The 15,620-nt window shown below is 75.3% G+C and carries 14 protein-coding genes; 8 read left to right on the forward strand and 6 right to left on the reverse strand.

What is annotated here, in order from left to right:
- Nucleotides 1-19 precede the first annotated feature (19 nt).
- Nucleotides 20-589, reverse strand: a complete 570-nt coding sequence (locus ACF0H8_RS08275) for a YbjN domain-containing protein (RefSeq protein WP_395288469.1) — start codon at nt 587-589, stop codon at nt 20-22.
- Complete coding sequence (locus ACF0H8_RS08280; protein ID WP_395288470.1) at nt 586-1,119, reverse strand: YbjN domain-containing protein; 534 nt, start codon at nt 1,117-1,119, stop codon at nt 586-588. Before ACF0H8_RS08280 ends, ACF0H8_RS08275 begins: the two co-directional genes overlap by 4 nt.
- A 53-nt stretch (nt 1,120-1,172) precedes the next feature.
- Between ACF0H8_RS08280 and miaA the strand changes: the two genes are divergently transcribed.
- The 3 genes from miaA to ACF0H8_RS08295 all read left to right on the forward strand — a co-directional run bounded on the left by miaA (nt 1,173) and on the right by ACF0H8_RS08295 (nt 4,484).
- Nucleotides 1,173-2,117: a tRNA (adenosine(37)-N6)-dimethylallyltransferase MiaA gene (gene miaA, locus ACF0H8_RS08285; RefSeq protein WP_395288471.1), complete on the forward strand. Its 945-nt coding sequence runs from the start codon at nt 1,173-1,175 to the stop codon at nt 2,115-2,117.
- Nucleotides 2,114-3,028, forward strand: a complete 915-nt coding sequence (gene dapF / locus ACF0H8_RS08290) for a diaminopimelate epimerase (protein ID WP_395288472.1) — start codon at nt 2,114-2,116, stop codon at nt 3,026-3,028. The genes miaA and dapF overlap by 4 nt, the downstream gene beginning before the upstream one ends.
- 124 nt (nt 3,029-3,152) lie before the next feature.
- Nucleotides 3,153-4,484 carry a hypothetical protein gene (locus ACF0H8_RS08295; RefSeq protein ID WP_395288473.1) on the forward strand — a complete coding sequence of 444 codons (1,332 nt, stop codon included), beginning with the start codon at nt 3,153-3,155 and terminating at the stop codon, nt 4,482-4,484.
- 63 nt (nt 4,485-4,547) lie between these two features.
- Here ACF0H8_RS08295 and ACF0H8_RS08300 read toward each other — a convergent pair whose 3' ends face one another.
- The gene (locus ACF0H8_RS08300) at nt 4,548-5,174 is read right to left on the reverse strand and encodes a class I SAM-dependent methyltransferase (RefSeq protein WP_395288474.1); all 627 of its coding nucleotides are present in this window, start codon (nt 5,172-5,174) and stop codon (nt 4,548-4,550) included.
- 168 nt (nt 5,175-5,342) lie between these two features.
- Between ACF0H8_RS08300 and hflX the strand changes: the two genes are divergently transcribed.
- The 3 genes from hflX (at nt 5,343) to ACF0H8_RS08315 (ending at nt 10,037) form a co-directional block, all read left to right on the forward strand.
- Nucleotides 5,343-6,923, forward strand: a complete 1,581-nt coding sequence (hflX, locus tag ACF0H8_RS08305) for a GTPase HflX (RefSeq protein ID WP_395288475.1) — start codon at nt 5,343-5,345, stop codon at nt 6,921-6,923.
- Nucleotides 6,923-8,929: an ATP-dependent DNA helicase gene (locus ACF0H8_RS08310; protein ID WP_395288476.1), complete on the forward strand. Its 2,007-nt coding sequence runs from the start codon at nt 6,923-6,925 to the stop codon at nt 8,927-8,929. The genes hflX and ACF0H8_RS08310 overlap by 1 nt, the downstream gene beginning before the upstream one ends.
- A gap of 97 nt (nt 8,930-9,026) precedes the next feature.
- Complete coding sequence (locus ACF0H8_RS08315; RefSeq protein ID WP_395288477.1) at nt 9,027-10,037, forward strand: L-lactate dehydrogenase; 1,011 nt, start codon at nt 9,027-9,029, stop codon at nt 10,035-10,037.
- A 1-nt stretch (nt 10,038) separates the two neighbouring features.
- Here the strand turns inward: ACF0H8_RS08315 and lexA are convergent, their stop codons facing one another.
- Nucleotides 10,039-10,722, reverse strand: a complete 684-nt coding sequence (lexA, locus tag ACF0H8_RS08320; protein WP_395288478.1) for a transcriptional repressor LexA — start codon at nt 10,720-10,722, stop codon at nt 10,039-10,041.
- A gap of 210 nt (nt 10,723-10,932) precedes the next feature.
- On the opposite strand from lexA, the gene ACF0H8_RS08325 reads away from it, so the two are divergent.
- On the forward strand, nt 10,933-11,484 hold the full coding sequence (locus ACF0H8_RS08325; protein ID WP_395288479.1) for a LysM peptidoglycan-binding domain-containing protein: 552 nt from the start codon (nt 10,933-10,935) through the stop codon (nt 11,482-11,484).
- A gap of 220 nt (nt 11,485-11,704) precedes the next feature.
- Nucleotides 11,705-12,301, forward strand: a complete 597-nt coding sequence (nrdR, locus tag ACF0H8_RS08330) for a transcriptional regulator NrdR (RefSeq protein WP_395288480.1) — start codon at nt 11,705-11,707, stop codon at nt 12,299-12,301.
- Nucleotides 12,302-12,423: 122 nt separating this feature from the next.
- On the opposite strand, the gene ACF0H8_RS08335 is transcribed toward nrdR, so the two are convergent.
- Complete coding sequence (locus tag ACF0H8_RS08335) at nt 12,424-14,214, reverse strand: AMP-binding protein (RefSeq protein ID WP_395288481.1); 1,791 nt, start codon at nt 14,212-14,214, stop codon at nt 12,424-12,426.
- Nucleotides 14,215-14,533: 319 nt separating this feature from the next.
- A complete protein-coding gene (mgrA, locus tag ACF0H8_RS08340) occupies nt 14,534-15,568 on the reverse strand; it encodes an L-glyceraldehyde 3-phosphate reductase (protein WP_395288482.1) in 1,035 nt (344 codons plus the stop codon).
- Between the last annotated feature and the right edge of the window lie 52 nt (nt 15,569-15,620).

A 15,620-nucleotide genomic window follows, 5' to 3' on the forward strand; every position in this document is an offset into this window, starting at 1 on the left:
CGCCAGCCGCGGCTCGCGCTCAGAACTCCGGCGAGGGCTCCTCGATCGGCGGCATGGACCGGCCGAGCGCCTGGAAGAACTGCACCCCGGCGGCGAGCCCGCCCTCGATGATGTCGAGCAGCTGGCGGTCGGTCGCGCCCGCGCCGACGTCGGCCATGATCTCGGTCCGCACCGTCAGCCCGTCCTCGGTGGGCGCGGTGAACACGGTGGGCCAGATCTTGTCCCGGTTCCAGTCGTTGACGGCCTGCGCGACGGCGGGCACCAGCTCGTCGGGGATCAGCCGGCCCCACGTGCCCCGGACGCTGAGGAAGTCCTGCTCCTCCCCGGCCAGGCGCAGCTGGAACTGGTAGCCGTCCCACATCCCCGACAGCGACGCGTCCGGCTCCGCGCGCACGTGGTAGCCGCGGCCGGTCACGACGTCGTAGATGCGGGTGGCCGTGACCGGCGTGGTCCGTTCCGCCGGCGGCCCCGGCAGGTGCCGCGGCTCCGCGCGCGCCACGGGCGGCTCGGGTGCGGACCGCGGCTCCTCCACGGGCTCGGGCCGGTCGCCCGGGCGGCGCTCGGGGCGCTGGCGCCGCCACCAGCTCACGACAGCGCTCCGGGGGCCTGCTCGGCCGGGTCGGGGTAGCGCAGCTCGAGGTCCCGCATCATGCGCATGCCCTGGCCGATCCCGCGCTGGATCAGGCGGGTGAGCTGCTCGTCGCTCACCCCGGCGCCCAGCGGCGTGGACACCTCCGCGACGACGCTGAGCCGGCCGTCGTCGAGCACCCGGACGTAGCACTTGGGGCCGACGTACTCCCGGTTCCAGCTGTCGATGAGCTCGAGCACCTCGCCCAGCCGCTCGAGCGCCAGCCGCCGGTGCCAGGAGCCGCGCACCTGGAGCACGGACTGGTCGGGGCCGAGCAGGTACAGGTGGAAGACCGCCTGCGCCCACATCGCCCCGAGGTCCCCGTTGCGGTCGCGGAAGTGCGGGTAGTCCAGCTCCTGCAGGGCGGCCTCCAGCCGCGCCCGGGTCAGCGGCAGCACGACGTCCCGGGCGCCGGTCGCGCCGGTCGTCGCACCGGGGCCGCCCGGTGCCCCCGGGCGCCGCCCCGATTCCTCGAAGCCGGGCCTGGCCATGGTCCGAGGGTACGCGCGGGGGTGCGGGCGCGCGCCAGGTAGGTTGGGCACTCGTGCGGCAGGCGACGGACGAGGCGGGCGGCGCCGTGCGCGTCGTCGCCGTCGTGGGCATGACGGCGACCGGCAAGTCCGCCCTGGCGCTCGACCTCGCGGAGGCCCTCGGCGGGCCCGGCGCCGTGGAGGCCGTCAACGCCGACGCGATGCAGCTCTACCGCGGCATGGACATCGGCACCGCCAAGCTCCCGCCCGCGGAGCGCCGGGGCATCGTCCACCACCAGCTCGACGTCCTGGACGTGCGCGAGGAGGCCACCGTGGCCGCCTACCAGCGGGCCGCACGCGGCGACGTCGAGGCCATCCGGGCGCGCGGCCGCCTGCCCGTGCTGGTCGGCGGGTCCGGGCTGTACGTCCGGGCGGTGCTGGACCGCCTGGACTTCCCGGGCACCGACCCCGCCGTGCGCGGGGCGCTGGAGGAACGCGCGGAGCGCCTGGGCACCCGCCCCCTGCACGACGAGCTCACCGCCCAGGACCCGGCCGCCGCCGCGCGCATCGACCCGCGCAACACCCGCCGGGTCGTGCGGGCACTGGAGGTCATCGCCCTGACCGGCCGGCCCTACTCCGCCTCGATGCCCGAGCACGTCTACGAGGTCCCGGCGGTCCAGCTGGCCGTCGCCGTCCCGCGCCCGGAGCTGGACCGGCGCATCGCGGCACGCGCGGCGCAGATGATCTCCGGCGGGCTGGTGGAGGAGACCGAGGCCCTGCTGGCCCGGGGCCTGGCGGAGGGCCGCACCGCCCGGCGCGCCGTCGGCTACGCCGAGGCGGCCGAGGTGGTCGCCGGGCGCATGACCCGCGAGGAGGCCGTGGAGGCGATCACCGTGGCGACCCGCCGCCTCGCGCGGCGGCAGGAGAAGTGGTTCCGGCGCGACCCGCGCATCACGTGGATCCCGGTGGCCGAGCCCACAGCCATGGTCCGCGCGGCGCTGCGTACCCTTGGCCTATGACATCCCCCTTCGGTGCCCTCGCCGGGCGTGCCCTGACCACCGGGCACGGCACGGAGAACGACTTCGTCCTCGTGCCCGACCCGGACGGCGCCCTGGAGCTCACCGCTGCCGAGGTCGCCGCCGCGTGCGACCGGCACGCCGGTGTGGGGGCCGACGGGCTCATCCGCGTGGTCCGCTCCGCCGCGCTCCCGGAGGGGGCCGACATCCTGGCGCAGGACCCGGGCGCGGAGTGGTTCATGGACTACCGCAACGCCGACGGGTCGCTGGCCGAGATGTGCGGCAACGGGGTGCGGGTCTTCGTGCACTACCTGCGGGTGCGCGGGCTCGTCGAGCTCGGCGCGGGGGAGAGCGTCGTGGTCGGCACCCGTGGCGGGCCGCGGCGCGTGACGTTCGACGGCGAGCTGTACACGGTCGAGATGGGCACCTGGGCGATGCCCGGCGGGCTGCCCGCCGTCCAGGCCGGCTACGACGTCGTCGTGCAGGTGCCCGGCCTCTCCGGCCCGCGCGCGGGCCTGCGGGTCACGGTGCCCAACCCGCACACCGTCGTGGCCCTGCCCGACGAGGCCGAGCTCGCCGGGGCGGTGCTCACCGGCGGCGCCTCCTACGAGCCCGCGCCGCCGGAGGGCACCAACCTCGAGCTGGTCGTCCCCCTGGGGGAGGACGACGGCGACGGCGAGGCCGTGGGCCGGGTCCGGATGCGGGTGCTCGAGCGCGGCGTGGGGGAGACCCGCTCGTGCGGCACCGGGACGTGCGCCGCGGCGCTCGCGGTGCGAGCCTGGGGCGGTCCCGGCGCGCCGGACACCTGGCGGGTGCTCGTGCCCGGCGGCGAGGTCGTGGTGCGGGTGCTCGGCGACACGGTCACGCTCACCGGCCCAGCCGTCCTCACCGCGGACGTCACGCTGCTGAACTGACCGGCGCCGGCGTCGGCGTCGGTCGTCCGGCGTGGTCGCGGTCCGGCGTGGTCGGGCTCCGGCGCTGTCGCGAGGGCGCGGCGGGTAGCGTGGACGGCTGTTGCAGCCTCGAACGGGACGGACGATGCCGAAGAAGAAGCACAAGCCGCGCAGGACCGCCTCCCAGCGGCGGCGCCACCAGGGCGCGCCGCGGCGTGACGCCCACCGGGCCGTGCCCGCGGACACCGGCGCGCTGCTGCAGGAGCTGGAGGACTGGGCGCGCGGGCTCGACCTGTTCCTCGAGGACAGCACCTGGCTCGTCGACACGGCCATCGACCTCAAGAGCGACTTCCTGGACTCCCCGGACCCCACGGCCTGGACCGAGGCGGAGATCCGCACGGTCCTCACCGAGCTGTTCCCCCGCAAGGTGGTCACCGACGCCGGCGACCGGCGCCTGCTCGCCCCTGCGATGACCTTGTTCTTCACCTTCCTGCTCGCCACCGGGCGCTGGCGCTCACCGCTGGGCGAGGCGGAGGTGACGGCGCTGATGGAGCAGCTCGCCGCCGACGTCCCGCAGGCCTTCGAGGACGCCTCGCGGCGCACCATGGGCGGGAACATCATCGAGCACGCACTCCAGGACGGGGTGGACGTCCGCGACCCTGCCGCCCTCGCCGACTTCGTCGCGCGTGACAACAGCCTCCCGTACGACGAGCGGGTGGCGATCAGTGACGGTGTGGCCCCGAACACGGACGGGCCGGAGGGGGCTCTCAACCCGTTCGCGTCGATCTGGCCGGTCACGCTCGGTCCCACGCCGCGACTCGATGTGCTCGCCGCCGGCCCCTTCGAGGCCGCCGAGGTCGCCGCCTCGTTCGAGCGGTCCCCGATCCTGCGCCGTGCCCGGGCCCTGGTCGGGTGGGTGGGTGCGGGAAGGCCCGTGACCTCCACCGGCGCCCTGCGCCGCGCCGACACCCTGGAGCTCATGCGGCTCACGGGGATCGAGCGGGACGAGGAACCTCGGTCCATGTGGGAGGTGCCCGAGCTGGCCGTCGTCTGGGTGGCCGTGGCGCGAGCCGGCTACGTCGAGATCGGCAAGACGCGCGTGACGCCGGGCGGGCGGGCGCTGCCGCCGGTGGACGGGCCCGCGGAGGCGGTGGCCGGCGCCGGTGCCGGCCTGCACGCCGCGGTCCTCCACGCCCTCCTGGACGACCGCGGCGGGGAGGGGAGCATCGCCCACGAGCCGGACCTCCTGCTCGGCGCGCTCCTGCGCGCCGCGGAGCCGGAGGGGTTCACCTGCCCGGAGCCGCCGGTGACCGGCGACGACTGGGACCCGGCCGCGATGCCGGCGCTCCTGCTGCACGCCGACCTCGTCCAGCTGGCCCGGATGGGCATCGTCGAGCGGCAGGCGGACACGTTCCGGCTGCCCGAGCTCCTCCACCCGGTGGTCCCCGCGGCGCTGTCCATGCTCACCACGGATTGAGGGCCGGCCGGGCGCCCGCACGTGAGGGCGGCCGCGTGCCGTCCTGACTGGCACGGCGGGCGCTCAGGGGCGCGGCGGCCGCACCGTGAGCACGCGGAAGCCCTTCGAGCTCGCCGTCCGGGCCACGTCCATCCCGAGCTCGTCGGCGAGCCACCGGTGCAGCGAGTCCGCCCCGAGGTTCTTCTGCACCACGAGCTGCGCCCGGCCCCCGGGCGCGAGCAGCCCCAGCCAGCCGCGCAGCAGCTCGTGCAGCGCCGCCTTGCCCACCCGGATCGGCGGGTTGGACCACAGCTCGTCGATCCGGGTGCCCTCGGCGGCGAACCGCTCGAGCGCCTCGCCGGCCTCGAGGGCGGTGACGTTCGCCAAGCCCAGCGCCGCGGCGTTGCGGCGGGTGAGGTCCAGCGCCCGGGCGTTGACGTCCACACCGACGACCCGCGCGCCCGGGGAGGCGAGGGCCATCGCGAGGGTCACGGGCCCCCACCCGCACCCGACGTCGACGAGCGTGCCCTGCTCGGGCGGGTCGTCCACGGCGTCGAGCAGCACCCGGGTGCCCAGGTCGAGGCGGTCGCCCGAGAAGACCCCCGGCGCCGTGGTGACCCGCACCTCGTGGCCCCGCAGCCGCACGTCGAGCGTGCGCAGCTCTCCGGGGGAGGCGGGCCGGGCGGTGAAGTAGTGGTCGGGCGCGCTCACCCAGCCAACCTATACGCCGCCTCCCGCGGCGGCCGCGGTTGCCGGCCGCTGCCCCGCAGCGGCCGGCTCCGGGTGCCCGCCGCCACGTCCACCGATTTCCCTCTGGGGATAACAGATGGCCGTGGCACTCCCGCCGTGGGATCCTGGAGGCATCCACGGAAGGACACCATGACCCCCACCAACCCCACTCACGCCGAGCACCTGGACGAGACGGCGGGAGGCGCCCAGCGAGCCGCCGAGGACGTCGTCGCACGCATCCTCGCCCGCGCCGGGAACTCGCTGAGATCCACCGAGGGGACGGCCCTGGAGTCCGGCGACGGCGCCCCGCCGGAGACGGGCGAGGACTGGGACGGTGAGCAGCTCGAGCGTGAGGAGCGCGCGGCGCTGCGTCGCGTGGGCGGCCTGTCCACCGAGCTCGAGGACGTCACCGAGGTCGAGTACCGGCAGCTGCGCCTTGAGCGCGTCGTCCTGGTCGGGCTGTGGTCCACCGGCACGGCGGAGCTGGCCGAGGTGTCGCTGCGCGAGCTCGCGGCGCTCGCGGAGACGGCGGGCTCCGTCGTCCTCGACGGGCTGCTCCAGCGCCGGCTCACGCCCGACCCGGGCACCTACCTCGGCTCCGGCAAGGCCGCGGAGCTCGCGGAGCTGGTGCGCGCCTGCGGCGCCGACACCGTAATCGTCGACGGCGAGCTCAGCCCCTCGCAGCGGCGCGGGCTGGAGGACGTCGTCAAGGTCAAGGTCATCGACCGCACGGCCCTGATCCTGGACATCTTCGCCCAGCACGCGAAGTCCCGGGAGGGCAAGGCCCAGGTCGAGCTGGCCCAGCTCGAGTACCTCCTCCCGCGCCTGCGTGGCTGGGGCGAGTCGATGTCCCGCCAGGCCGGCGGCCGGGTCGCCGGCGGCGCGGGGATCGGCTCGCGCGGCCCCGGTGAGACGAAGATCGAGCTGGACCGCCGCCGCATCCGCACCCGCATGTCCCGCCTGCGCCGCCAGATCAAGGACATGGCCCCGGTCCGCGAGACCAAGCGCGGTTCCCGCCGGCAGAACCAGGTGCCCTCGGTCGCGATCGCCGGGTACACCAACGCCGGGAAGTCCTCCCTGCTCAACCGGCTCACCGGCGCCGGCGTCCTGGTGCAGAACGCCCTGTTCGCCACCCTGGACCCCACGGTGCGGCGCGCCACGACGCCGGACGGGCGCGCCTACACGCTGGCCGACACGGTCGGTTTCGTCCGGTCGCTGCCCACCGAGCTGGTCGAGGCGTTCCGCTCGACGCTGGAGGAGGTGGGCGAGGCCGACCTGCTGCTCCACGTGGTCGACGCGGCCCACCCCGACCCCGAGGGGCAGGTGCGGGCGGTGCGCGCCGTCGTCGCCGACATCCCCGGCGGGCCGGAGGTGCCCGAGCTCGTCGTGCTGAACAAGGCAGACCTGGCCGCGCCCGAGGACCTCGCGGCCCTGCGCACGCGCTACCCGGAATCCGTCGCCGTCTCCGCCCGCACGGGCCAGGGCATCGAGGAGCTCGCGCACCGCATCGCCGAGCTGCTGCCCCGGCCCGCCGAGGAGGTGGACCTCGTCGTGCCGTACCCGCGTGGCGACCTCGTCTCCCGCGCGCACACGGACGGGGAGATCCTCCACGAGGAGTACGTCGAGGGCGGCACGCGCCTGCAGGCGCGCGTGGACCCGGAGCTGGCCGCGGACCTGCGTGCGGCCGCCTCCACGGGTGCCGACGCCCCCGCGGCCCGCTCCGCCTCCTGATGGCGGACGTCCCCGCCATCCTGGCTGACGCCGTCGCGTCGCTGGGCGGCGCGGCGCGGCCGGGCCAGCAGAAGATGGCCGACGCCGTCGCCGAGGCGCTGAGGTCGGGCGAGCACCTCCTCGTCCAGGCGGGCACCGGCACCGGCAAGTCGCTCGCGTACCTGGTGCCGGTGCTCGCGCACGCCGTCGAGGCCGGGCAGCGCGCCGTCGTGTCGACGGCGACCCTCGCCCTCCAGCGGCAGGTCCTGCTGCACGACGCCCCGCGGGTGGCGGGCGCCGTCGCCGAGCACACGGGCCTGCGTCCCGACGTGGCCCTGCTCAAGGGCTGGCACAACTACCTGTGCAAGCACAAGGTCGCCGGCGGCTACCCGGTGGACGAGGAGCCGGGGCTGTTCACCGTCTCCGCGGCCACCGGCGCCGATCCCGCGGCGGGAGCCGGCGTCACGCCGGAGCGATCCTCGCTGGCCGAGCAGGTCGTGCGGCTGCGCGAGTGGGCCGAGGAGACCGCCACCGGCGACCGCGACGACCTGGTGCCCGGGGTGAGCGAGCGGGCCTGGCGGCAGGTGTCGGTCACCAAGATGGAGTGCCTGGGCGCGAAGTGCCCCATGATCGCCGAGTGCTTCCCCGAGGCGGCCCGGCAGGCGGCCCGGGACGCCGACGTCGTGGTCACGAACCACGCCATGCTCGGCATCGCCGCGGCCGGCTCGCCCAACGTCCTGCCCGAGCACGACGTCCTGGTGGTGGACGAGGCGCACGAGCTGGCCGACCGCGTCACCGCCCAGTCGACCCTCGAGCTCAGCGCCGGCGTCGTCGAGCGCACCGCACGGCTCGCGCGCCGCCACGCCGGGGTGAACAACGAGACCCTGGAGAAGGCCGTCGCCGCGCTGCGCCAGCGCCTGGAGGTGGTGCCCGACGGCCGGCTGCCGGACGGGCTCCCCGCCGGGGTGCACGACGCCGTCGTGCTCGTCGAGGCCGGCGCCCGCGAGGCCGTCAGCGCGATGAAGCCCACGCCGGGCGCGGAGGACGCCGGCGGCCGCGCGATGGCGCGCTCGGCGATGGTCGTGCTGCTCGAGGTGGCGGAGCGGCTGCTGGGCGACGGCGTCGCGCAGCGGCGGGACGTGCTGTGGTGCGAGCGGCCGCGCGTGGGCAACGAGCAGCCGCGGCTGCGCCTGGCGCCGCTCGACGTCGCCGGGGCCGTGGCCGAGCGCCTGCTCGCGGGGCGCGCCGCCGTGCTGACCTCGGCCACCCTCACGCTGGGCGGGACGTTCGACGCCATGGCCCGCTCCCTCGGCCTCACCCTCGACGACGAGCGCGCCTGGCGGGGGCTTGACGTGGGGTCGCCGTTCGACTACCCGCGGCAGGGCATCCTGTACGTCGCCCGGCACCTGCCGCCGCCGGGCCGGGACGGCACGAGCGAGCAGGCCCTGACCGAGCTCGTCGAGCTGGTCCGCGCGGCCGGGGGCGGCACCCTCGGCCTGTTCTCCTCGCGCCGTGCCGCCGAGGCCGCCGCCGAGCGGCTGCGCGCCGAGATCGACACCCCGGTGCTGTGCCAGGGCGAGGACCAGCTGCCCACCCTGGTGCGGCGCTTCGCCGAGGACGACGCCACCTCTCTCATGGGCACGCTGTCGTTGTGGCAGGGCGTCGACGTGCCCGGGCGCACGTGCCGCCTCGTCGTGATCGACCGCATCCCGTTCCCCAGGCCGGACGACCCGGTGAAGTCGGCGCGGTCGGAGGTCGTCGCGGCGGCGGGCGGCAACGGGTTCATGTCGGTCGCCGCCACCCACGCCGCCCTGCTGCTCGCCCAGGGCGCCGGGCGCCTAGTGCGCTCGACCACCGACCGCGGGGTCGTGGCCGTGCTCGACCCGCGCCTGGCCACCGCCCGCTACGGCACCTTCCTCACCCGGTCCATGCCGCCGCTGTGGCGCACCCACGACGGCGAGGTGACGCGGGGGGCGCTGCGGCGCCTGGCCGCGGCGGACGCGGCGCCGGTCGGCGCCCCCGGCTGACCGGGTCTCGTACCGCGCCCCCGGGTGGCCTGCACCGGCGGGCCTGCCCGGCGCCGCCTAGGGTGGCGGAGGAAGAAGGACCGAGCGGGAGGTAACCATGACGGAGCGGGCCGACGTCGGCGGGCGCAGCGAGCTGCTCGGCACGTCCGGACCGGGGGAGCGCAAGGCCAGCAAGGTCGCCATCGTGGGGGCCGGTGCCGTCGGGTCGACGCTCGCCTACGCCTGCCTGCTGCGCGGCGCCGCTCGCGAGGTGGTGCTCTTCGACGTCAACAAGGCCAAGGTCGAGGCCGAGGCGCTGGACATCGCCCACGGCATCCAGTTCACGCCCATGGGCTCGGTCGGCGGCTCGGACGACATCGGGATCTGCGCGGGAGCCGACGTCGTCGTCATCACCGCCGGCGCCCGGCAGAAGCCGGGGCAGTCCCGGCTGGACCTCGCCGGCGCGACCATCGACATCATGCGCGACCTCGTGCCGCGCGTGGTGGAGGTGGCGCCCGACGCCGTCTACATCATGGTCGCCAACCCGGTCGACGTCGTCACCTATGCCGGGCTGAAGATCTCCGGCCTGCCGGACAACCAGTTCTTCGGCTCCGGCACCGTGCTGGACAGCAACCGGCTGCGGTACCTGGTGGCGCAGGAGTGCGGGGTGGCGGTGCAGAACGTGCACGCCTACATCGCCGGCGAGCACGGCGACTCGGAGATCCCGCTGTGGAGCTCGGCCATGATCGGGGCGGTCCCGCTCCTGCAGTGGGGGCAGACCGTGACCGGCGGCATGCTCGACGACACCGCGCGCGCCCGGATCGCCGCCGACGTCGTGAGCTCGGCCTACCGGATCATCGAGGGCAAGGGGGCGACCAACTACGCCGTCGGGCTGGCCGTGGTGCGCATCATCGAGGCGGTGCTCCGCGACGAGCACCGGGTGCTCTCGGTTTCGTCACTGCTGGAGGACTACCTCGAGATCTCCGACGTGTGCATGGCCGTGCCGACGATCGTGGGCAGCTCCGGCGTCGGCCGCCGGCTCGTGCCGGTGGTGACGGAGACGGAGCGTGCCGGCCTGGCCCGCAGCGCGGAGTCGATCCGGTCCGTGGCCAAGCGCTTCGGGTTCTGAGTCAGAGGCTGCGCAGCACGGTCACCACGCGGCCCAGGATCTGCGCCTGGTCGCCCGGGATGGGTGAGAAGGTCGGGTTCTGCGGCAGGAGCCAGACGTGGCCGTCCCTGCGCTGGAACGTCTTGACGGTGGCCTCGCCGTCGATCATCGCGGCGACCACCTCGCCGTTCTCGGCCACGGGCTGACGGCGCACGACCACCCAGTCGCCGTCGCAGATGGCGGCGTCGATCATGGACTCGCCGACCACCCTGAGGAGGAAGAGCTCACCGTCGCCCACCAGCTGCCGGGGCAGCGGGAAGACGTCCTCGACCGCCTGCTCGGCGAGGATCGGTCCGCCCGCGGCGATGCGCCCGACGATGGGCACGTAGGTCGGCGCCGCGGCCTGGAGCCCCTCGCCGTCGAAGGCGCCCACGGGCACCGGCGTGTTGCGCGGGTCCTCGATGAGCTCGATCGCGCGCGGACGGTTCGGGTCCCGGCGCACGTACCCCTTCCGCTCCAGGACCCCCAGCTGGTGCTTGACCGATGACGGGCTGGTGAGGCCGACGGCGTCGCCGATCTCGCGCATGCTCGGCGGGTAGCCGCGGGAGGCCACCGCGGAGCGGATGGTCTCGAGGATCAGCACCTGCCGCTCCGTGAGATCCCCGGCGTCGGGCTGGACCTGCGTCGGCTCCTCGGAACTGCTCACGTCGGTGGTCCCTTCCTCCCGCGCCCGACAGGGCGGCGGCCGGCGGCGGAGCCGGGCGGGTCCGCCGATGTCAGTGGTCGCTGGTGTGCTTCAGCGTAGAAGCGAACAGCCCGTATATCAAACGTCTGTTCGACGGTGTGTCGACAGCAGGGTGAATTCGCCCTAATCTGTCGTACACATGTTCTACGAACATAAGTTCGAGGAGGAGCAGTGAGCGCTCTCGTAGCCCAGCCGGCATGGCAGCCGGCCCCGCGCCCGGGCACCCGGGGCGGCCGCCGTCCGGCGCGCCCGGGCGACGCACGCCCGGACCGCAGCCCGACGCCGCGCCGCGGCAACCTGCAGCTCGTCGGCCCGGGCTTCGTCCCGCCGGCGGCGGCCCGTCCGGCCGGCATCGCGGCGCCATCGACGGCTGTCACCGTGCCGGTTCCTGCGCTGGAGCGAGAGCGCCGCTCCGCGGCGGTGCGGGGACAGCTTCGCCTGACGGCGCTCGGCCGGCGTGTGGTGGCTGCGGCGGTCCTCCTGCTCGCGGCGTCGATCTCCGTCGGGCTGGGCCTCGGGCTCGGCGGCGCGGCCGCCCCGGGGACGCCCGGTGAGGTCGAGACCGTCACGGTGGCCGCCGGGGAGACGCTCTGGACGCTGGCCGGAGCCGCCGCCGCGCCGGGGGAGGACGTGCGCGACGTGGTCGCGCACATCAGCGAGCTGAACGCCCTAGACTCCGGCGAGCTCCGGGCCGGGCAGCAGCTCCTCGTGCCGGCGCGCTGAGCCGGCAGGCAGGCGCCGACGGATGGGGCTCGAGACCTGGCCGGCGTGCCGGCCGCTCCCGGCGCCGCCCGCGCCGGGACGCCCGGCCGCGGCCGATTGCGCTTCCGAGCCGGACGGTCCTACCGTGGCGGGGACGTCCGCACCGAGGTGGGCGGACCCGGGACGCCAGGTGCCCGGGGTGCCCGGCCGGACACGGCCCGACGAGGGGAGAAGTGCAGGCGTGCACTGCCCGTTCTGCCGCCACGGTGACTCGCGTGTGATCGACTCCCGCACCACCGAGGACGGCTCGATGATCAGGCGGCGTCGGCAGTGCCCCAGCTGCGGTCGTCGCTTCACCACCCTCGAGACCTCGAGCCTGACCGTGGTGAAGCGCTCCGGCGCCAGCGAGCCGTTCAGCCGGGACAAGGTCGTCGCCGGCGTGCGCAAGGCGTGCCAGGGGCGCCCCGTCTCCGACGACGACCTCGCTCTCCTCGCGCAGCAGGTCGAGGAGACCGTGCGCGCGAGCGGCGCCGCCCAGATCGACGCCCACGAGATCGGGCTGGCGATCCTCGGGCCGCTGCGTCAACTGGACGAGGTCGCCTACCTGCGGTTCGCCAGCGTGTACTCGTCCTTCAGCTCCCTGGAGGACTTCGAGGACGCCATCGCCGCGCTGCGTGCGGAGCGGCAGGGGCGCACCTCCGCGCCGGAGGGCCGGGCGGAGGCCCCCGACGGCCCCGCCTCGGCCGCCGACCGTGCTGCGCCGAACATGCGGACGGACGCCCCGCGCTCCGCTAGCCTTGGCGCAGCCGGCGTGCCCGAGCAGTCACCGGCGCACTGACACCGTCGGTGGCGGCGGAGGGGAAGCCGCCGCCACCGACGGTCAGCCTCTGTCCGGGCGTGGGCGGCGCGCTGTCGCGGTGATCCGCCCGGCGCGCCGGGAGCGCCCCGAGCGGGCGCGCCTCAGGAGGCGTCGGCATCCTTGCGCGGGTGAAGCCGGCCCGCCCCGCGCAGCTGCTCCCCGACGCTGTGGACCTTGGCCCCGACGGACCCCACCTGCTCCCCGACCTCGAGGAGCTGGTCGCGGACCTTGCGCCGCAGCACCTTGCCGAGCTGGGAGCGCGGCAGCTCGTCGAGCACCGCGATCCGCCGGGGCATGGCGTAGTGGGACAGTCGTTCGTGCGTCCACCGGCGCACGGCCTCCAGGTCCACGCGTGCGCCGGGCTCGAGGACCAGGGCGGCCACGACCGACTCCCCGCTCGCGCCGTCGGGAAGCCCCACCACCGCGACGTCCCGCACGCCGGGCATCGAGCGCACGGCGTCCTCGACCTGGGACGGGTAGATGTTGAACCCGCCCGAGATGATCAGCTCCTTGATCCTGTCGGCCAGCACGACGTAGCCGTCGTCGTCGAGCCGGACGATGTCACCGGTGCGCAGCCAGCCGCCGTCCAGCAGCACCTCCGCCGTCTCCGCGGGCTTGCCGTAGTACCCGGCGAACACCTGCGGCCCGCGGATCAGCAGCTCCCCTGGGGAGCCGGGCGGCACCTCCAGGGCGGGCTCCTCGGGGTCGACGACGCGGATCTCCGTGGAGGGGAACGGCACGCCCAGCGCGCCGGGGCGCCGGTCCGGGCCGATCGGGTTGCCGAGCGCCACCGGCGAGCACTCCGTCATCCCGTAGCCCTCGATGATCAGCCCGCCGGTGACGGACTCCCACCTGCGGGCGACCTCCCGGTCCAGGGCCATCGCGCCCGAGATGGCGAAGCGCACCGAGGACAGGTCGGCGCCCCGCTCCTCGGCGGCCTGGGCGAGGCGGTCGAACATCGGCGGCACGCCCGGGAAGAACGTCGCCGGTCGGCGCCCCATGGCGGCCAGGGTCATGTCGACGTCGAACCGGGGGAGCACGACCTGCGTCGCCCCCATCCGCACGGCGAAGGTGAGCGAGAGCGTCAGGCCGAACGCGTGGAAGAACGGCAGGACGGCGTAGAACGTCTCCTCGCCCTCCACCAGGCCCGGGACCCAGGCCCGGCCCTGCGCCACGTTGGCCATGAGGTTGCGGTGGGTGAGCGCGACCGCCTTCGGGGTGCCGGTCGTGCCGCCGGTGTGCAGCAGCACGGCCAGGTCCTCGGGCCCCGGCTGCGGGTGCCCGGCCGGGAGGGGCCGCGCGGACCGCTGCCCCGCCTCCCAGCTGAGCACCCCGGCGGGGACCGGCCCGCGCATCGCGTCGCGCTGCTTCCGCGCCGCGGCCACCGGCAGGCGCAGCAGCAGGCGGGACCGCCGGGGCAGCGCCGCGGTGAGGTCGACCGCCAGGACGGTGCGACCCTTCCGGTCGCCGCCCGGCGCCACGCGGTCGAGCGCCTTCTCCCAGCAGACCACCACCCGCGCGCCGTGGGCGTCGAGCTGCGCCTGGATCTCCGTCGGCGGGGCCAGCGGGTTGTGCTCGGCGACGACGGCGCCCAGGCGCAGCGCGGCGTAGAACGCCACGACGTGCTGGGGGCAGTTCGGCAGCACGAGCGCCACGCGGTCACCCGCGCGGACGCCGGCCGCGGCGAGGACGGCGGCCGCGCGGCCCACCTGCTCGGCGAGCTCGGCGTACGTGGTTGTCGCACCGAGGAAGTCGAGGGCCACCTTGGGGCCGTGCGCCTCGGCGGCGTCGTCGACCAGGGTGGGCACCGGCCGGTCGGGCACGGTGATCTCGGCCGGGACGCCGGGTGCGTAGTGCGGGCGGGCGGGGGAGCGCGTGTCGTTGTCGCTCATGAGCCTCGTTTCGCTCGAGGGACGGAGCAGCGGGTGCTGACGGGCCGCCGTGGACTGAGGCCGCCGTGGACTGAGGCGACTGTAACTTACGGCACCGTAGGTTCGCGCGAGGGGGCGAAGCCGCCAAGGTGGAGACCCCGGTGCCGACGGCGGCCCCGAGGTGGAGCGCCCACGCCGTGCGTGCAAGCCCGCCGGCCGAAGTCTGTGCGGGTCCGGTCCGCACCACCACCGGGTGCGGCCCGCTGACGCGGGCGACGGTCCCCACCGGGCGGGAGACCGCGCCGCGCTGGCGATCCCCGCTGGCACCTGACTGCGGCGCCTACAGGTCGGACGACCGGGCGGCCCAGATGTTGATGTCCTGGTCGACGGCGTGCTCGTCGATACGGGCGAGCTCCTCCTCGGTGAACTCGAGGTGGTCGAGCGCGGCCACGGAGTTCTCGAGCTGGGTGACGCTGGAGGCGCCCACGAGCGCCGTCGTCACGCGCGGGTCGCGCAGCACCCAGGCGATCGCCATCTGGGCGAGGGTCTGGCCGCGGCCCTCGGCGATGTCGTTGAGGGCGCGGACGTGGGACAGCGACTCGTCGTTGAGGAACTCCTCGCGCAGCGGGCCCTGGCGAGCGGCGCGCGAGCCCTCGGGGATGCCGTCGAGGTAGCGGTCGGTGAGCATGCCCTGCGCCAGCGGCGAGAAGACCACGGCCCCCATGCCCCGCTCGCCGAGGACGTCCAGCAGGCTCGGCTCGCCCTGCTCGATCCAGCGGTTCAGCATCGAGTACGACGGCTGGTGCACCAGCAGGTCCAGGCCGATCTCGTCGGCGATCGCGAACGCCTCGAGGGTGCGCTGCGCGGAGTACGAGGAGATGCCGGCGTACAGCGCGCGGCCGGAGTCGACGGCCGTCTTGAGGGCGCCGATGGTCTCCCGCAGGGGCGTCGTGTCGTCGAAGCGGTGCGAGTAGAAGATGTCGACGTAGCCCAGTCCCAGGCGTTCCAGGGACTGGTCCAGCGAGGCCAGCAGGTACTTGCGGGACCCGCCGTTGCCGTAAGGGCCCGGCCACATGTCGTAGCCCGCCTTCGTCGAGATCACCAGCTCGTCGCGCAGCCCGCGCAGGTCCTCGGCGAGCATCCGCCCGAAGGACCGCTCCGCCGAGCCGGGCGGGGGCCCGTAGTTGTTCGCCAGGTCGATGTGCGTGATGCCCAGGTCGATCGCGCGCAGCACGATGTCCCGCTGGGTCTCGTACGGGTTGGCCTCGCCGAAGTTCTGCCACAGGCCCAGGGCGATCGCGGGCAGGTCCAGGCCGCTGCGGCCGCAGCGGCGGTAGGTCATGGAGTCATAGCGCTCGGGCGCGGGAACGTACATGCTCCGACCGTACTGCGGTCGTTCCCGCCCCCGCGCCGGCCGTCGTCGCGTG

It is taken from the genome of Georgenia sp. AZ-5 (assembly GCF_043952095.1).
Taxonomy (GTDB): domain Bacteria; phylum Actinomycetota; class Actinomycetes; order Actinomycetales; family Actinomycetaceae; genus Georgenia.

Excerpts from the sequence above, each read along its gene's own strand:
- ACF0H8_RS08280 (WP_395288470.1), bottom strand. The coding sequence starts at position 1,119 with ATGGCCAGGCCCGGCTTCGAGGAATCGGGGCGGCGCCCGGGGGCACCG.
- dapF (WP_395288472.1), top strand. The coding sequence starts at position 2,114 with ATGACATCCCCCTTCGGTGCCCTCGCCGGGCGTGCCCTGACCACCGGG.
- ACF0H8_RS08295 (WP_395288473.1), top strand. The coding sequence starts at position 3,153 with ATGCCGAAGAAGAAGCACAAGCCGCGCAGGACCGCCTCCCAGCGGCGG.
- hflX (WP_395288475.1), top strand. The coding sequence starts at position 5,343 with ATGACCCCCACCAACCCCACTCACGCCGAGCACCTGGACGAGACGGCG.
- ACF0H8_RS08310 (WP_395288476.1), top strand. The coding sequence starts at position 6,923 with ATGGCGGACGTCCCCGCCATCCTGGCTGACGCCGTCGCGTCGCTGGGC.
- ACF0H8_RS08315 (WP_395288477.1), top strand. The coding sequence starts at position 9,027 with ATGACGGAGCGGGCCGACGTCGGCGGGCGCAGCGAGCTGCTCGGCACG.
- ACF0H8_RS08335 (WP_395288481.1), bottom strand. The coding sequence starts at position 14,214 with ATGAGCGACAACGACACGCGCTCCCCCGCCCGCCCGCACTACGCACCC.
- mgrA (WP_395288482.1), bottom strand. The coding sequence starts at position 15,568 with ATGTACGTTCCCGCGCCCGAGCGCTATGACTCCATGACCTACCGCCGC.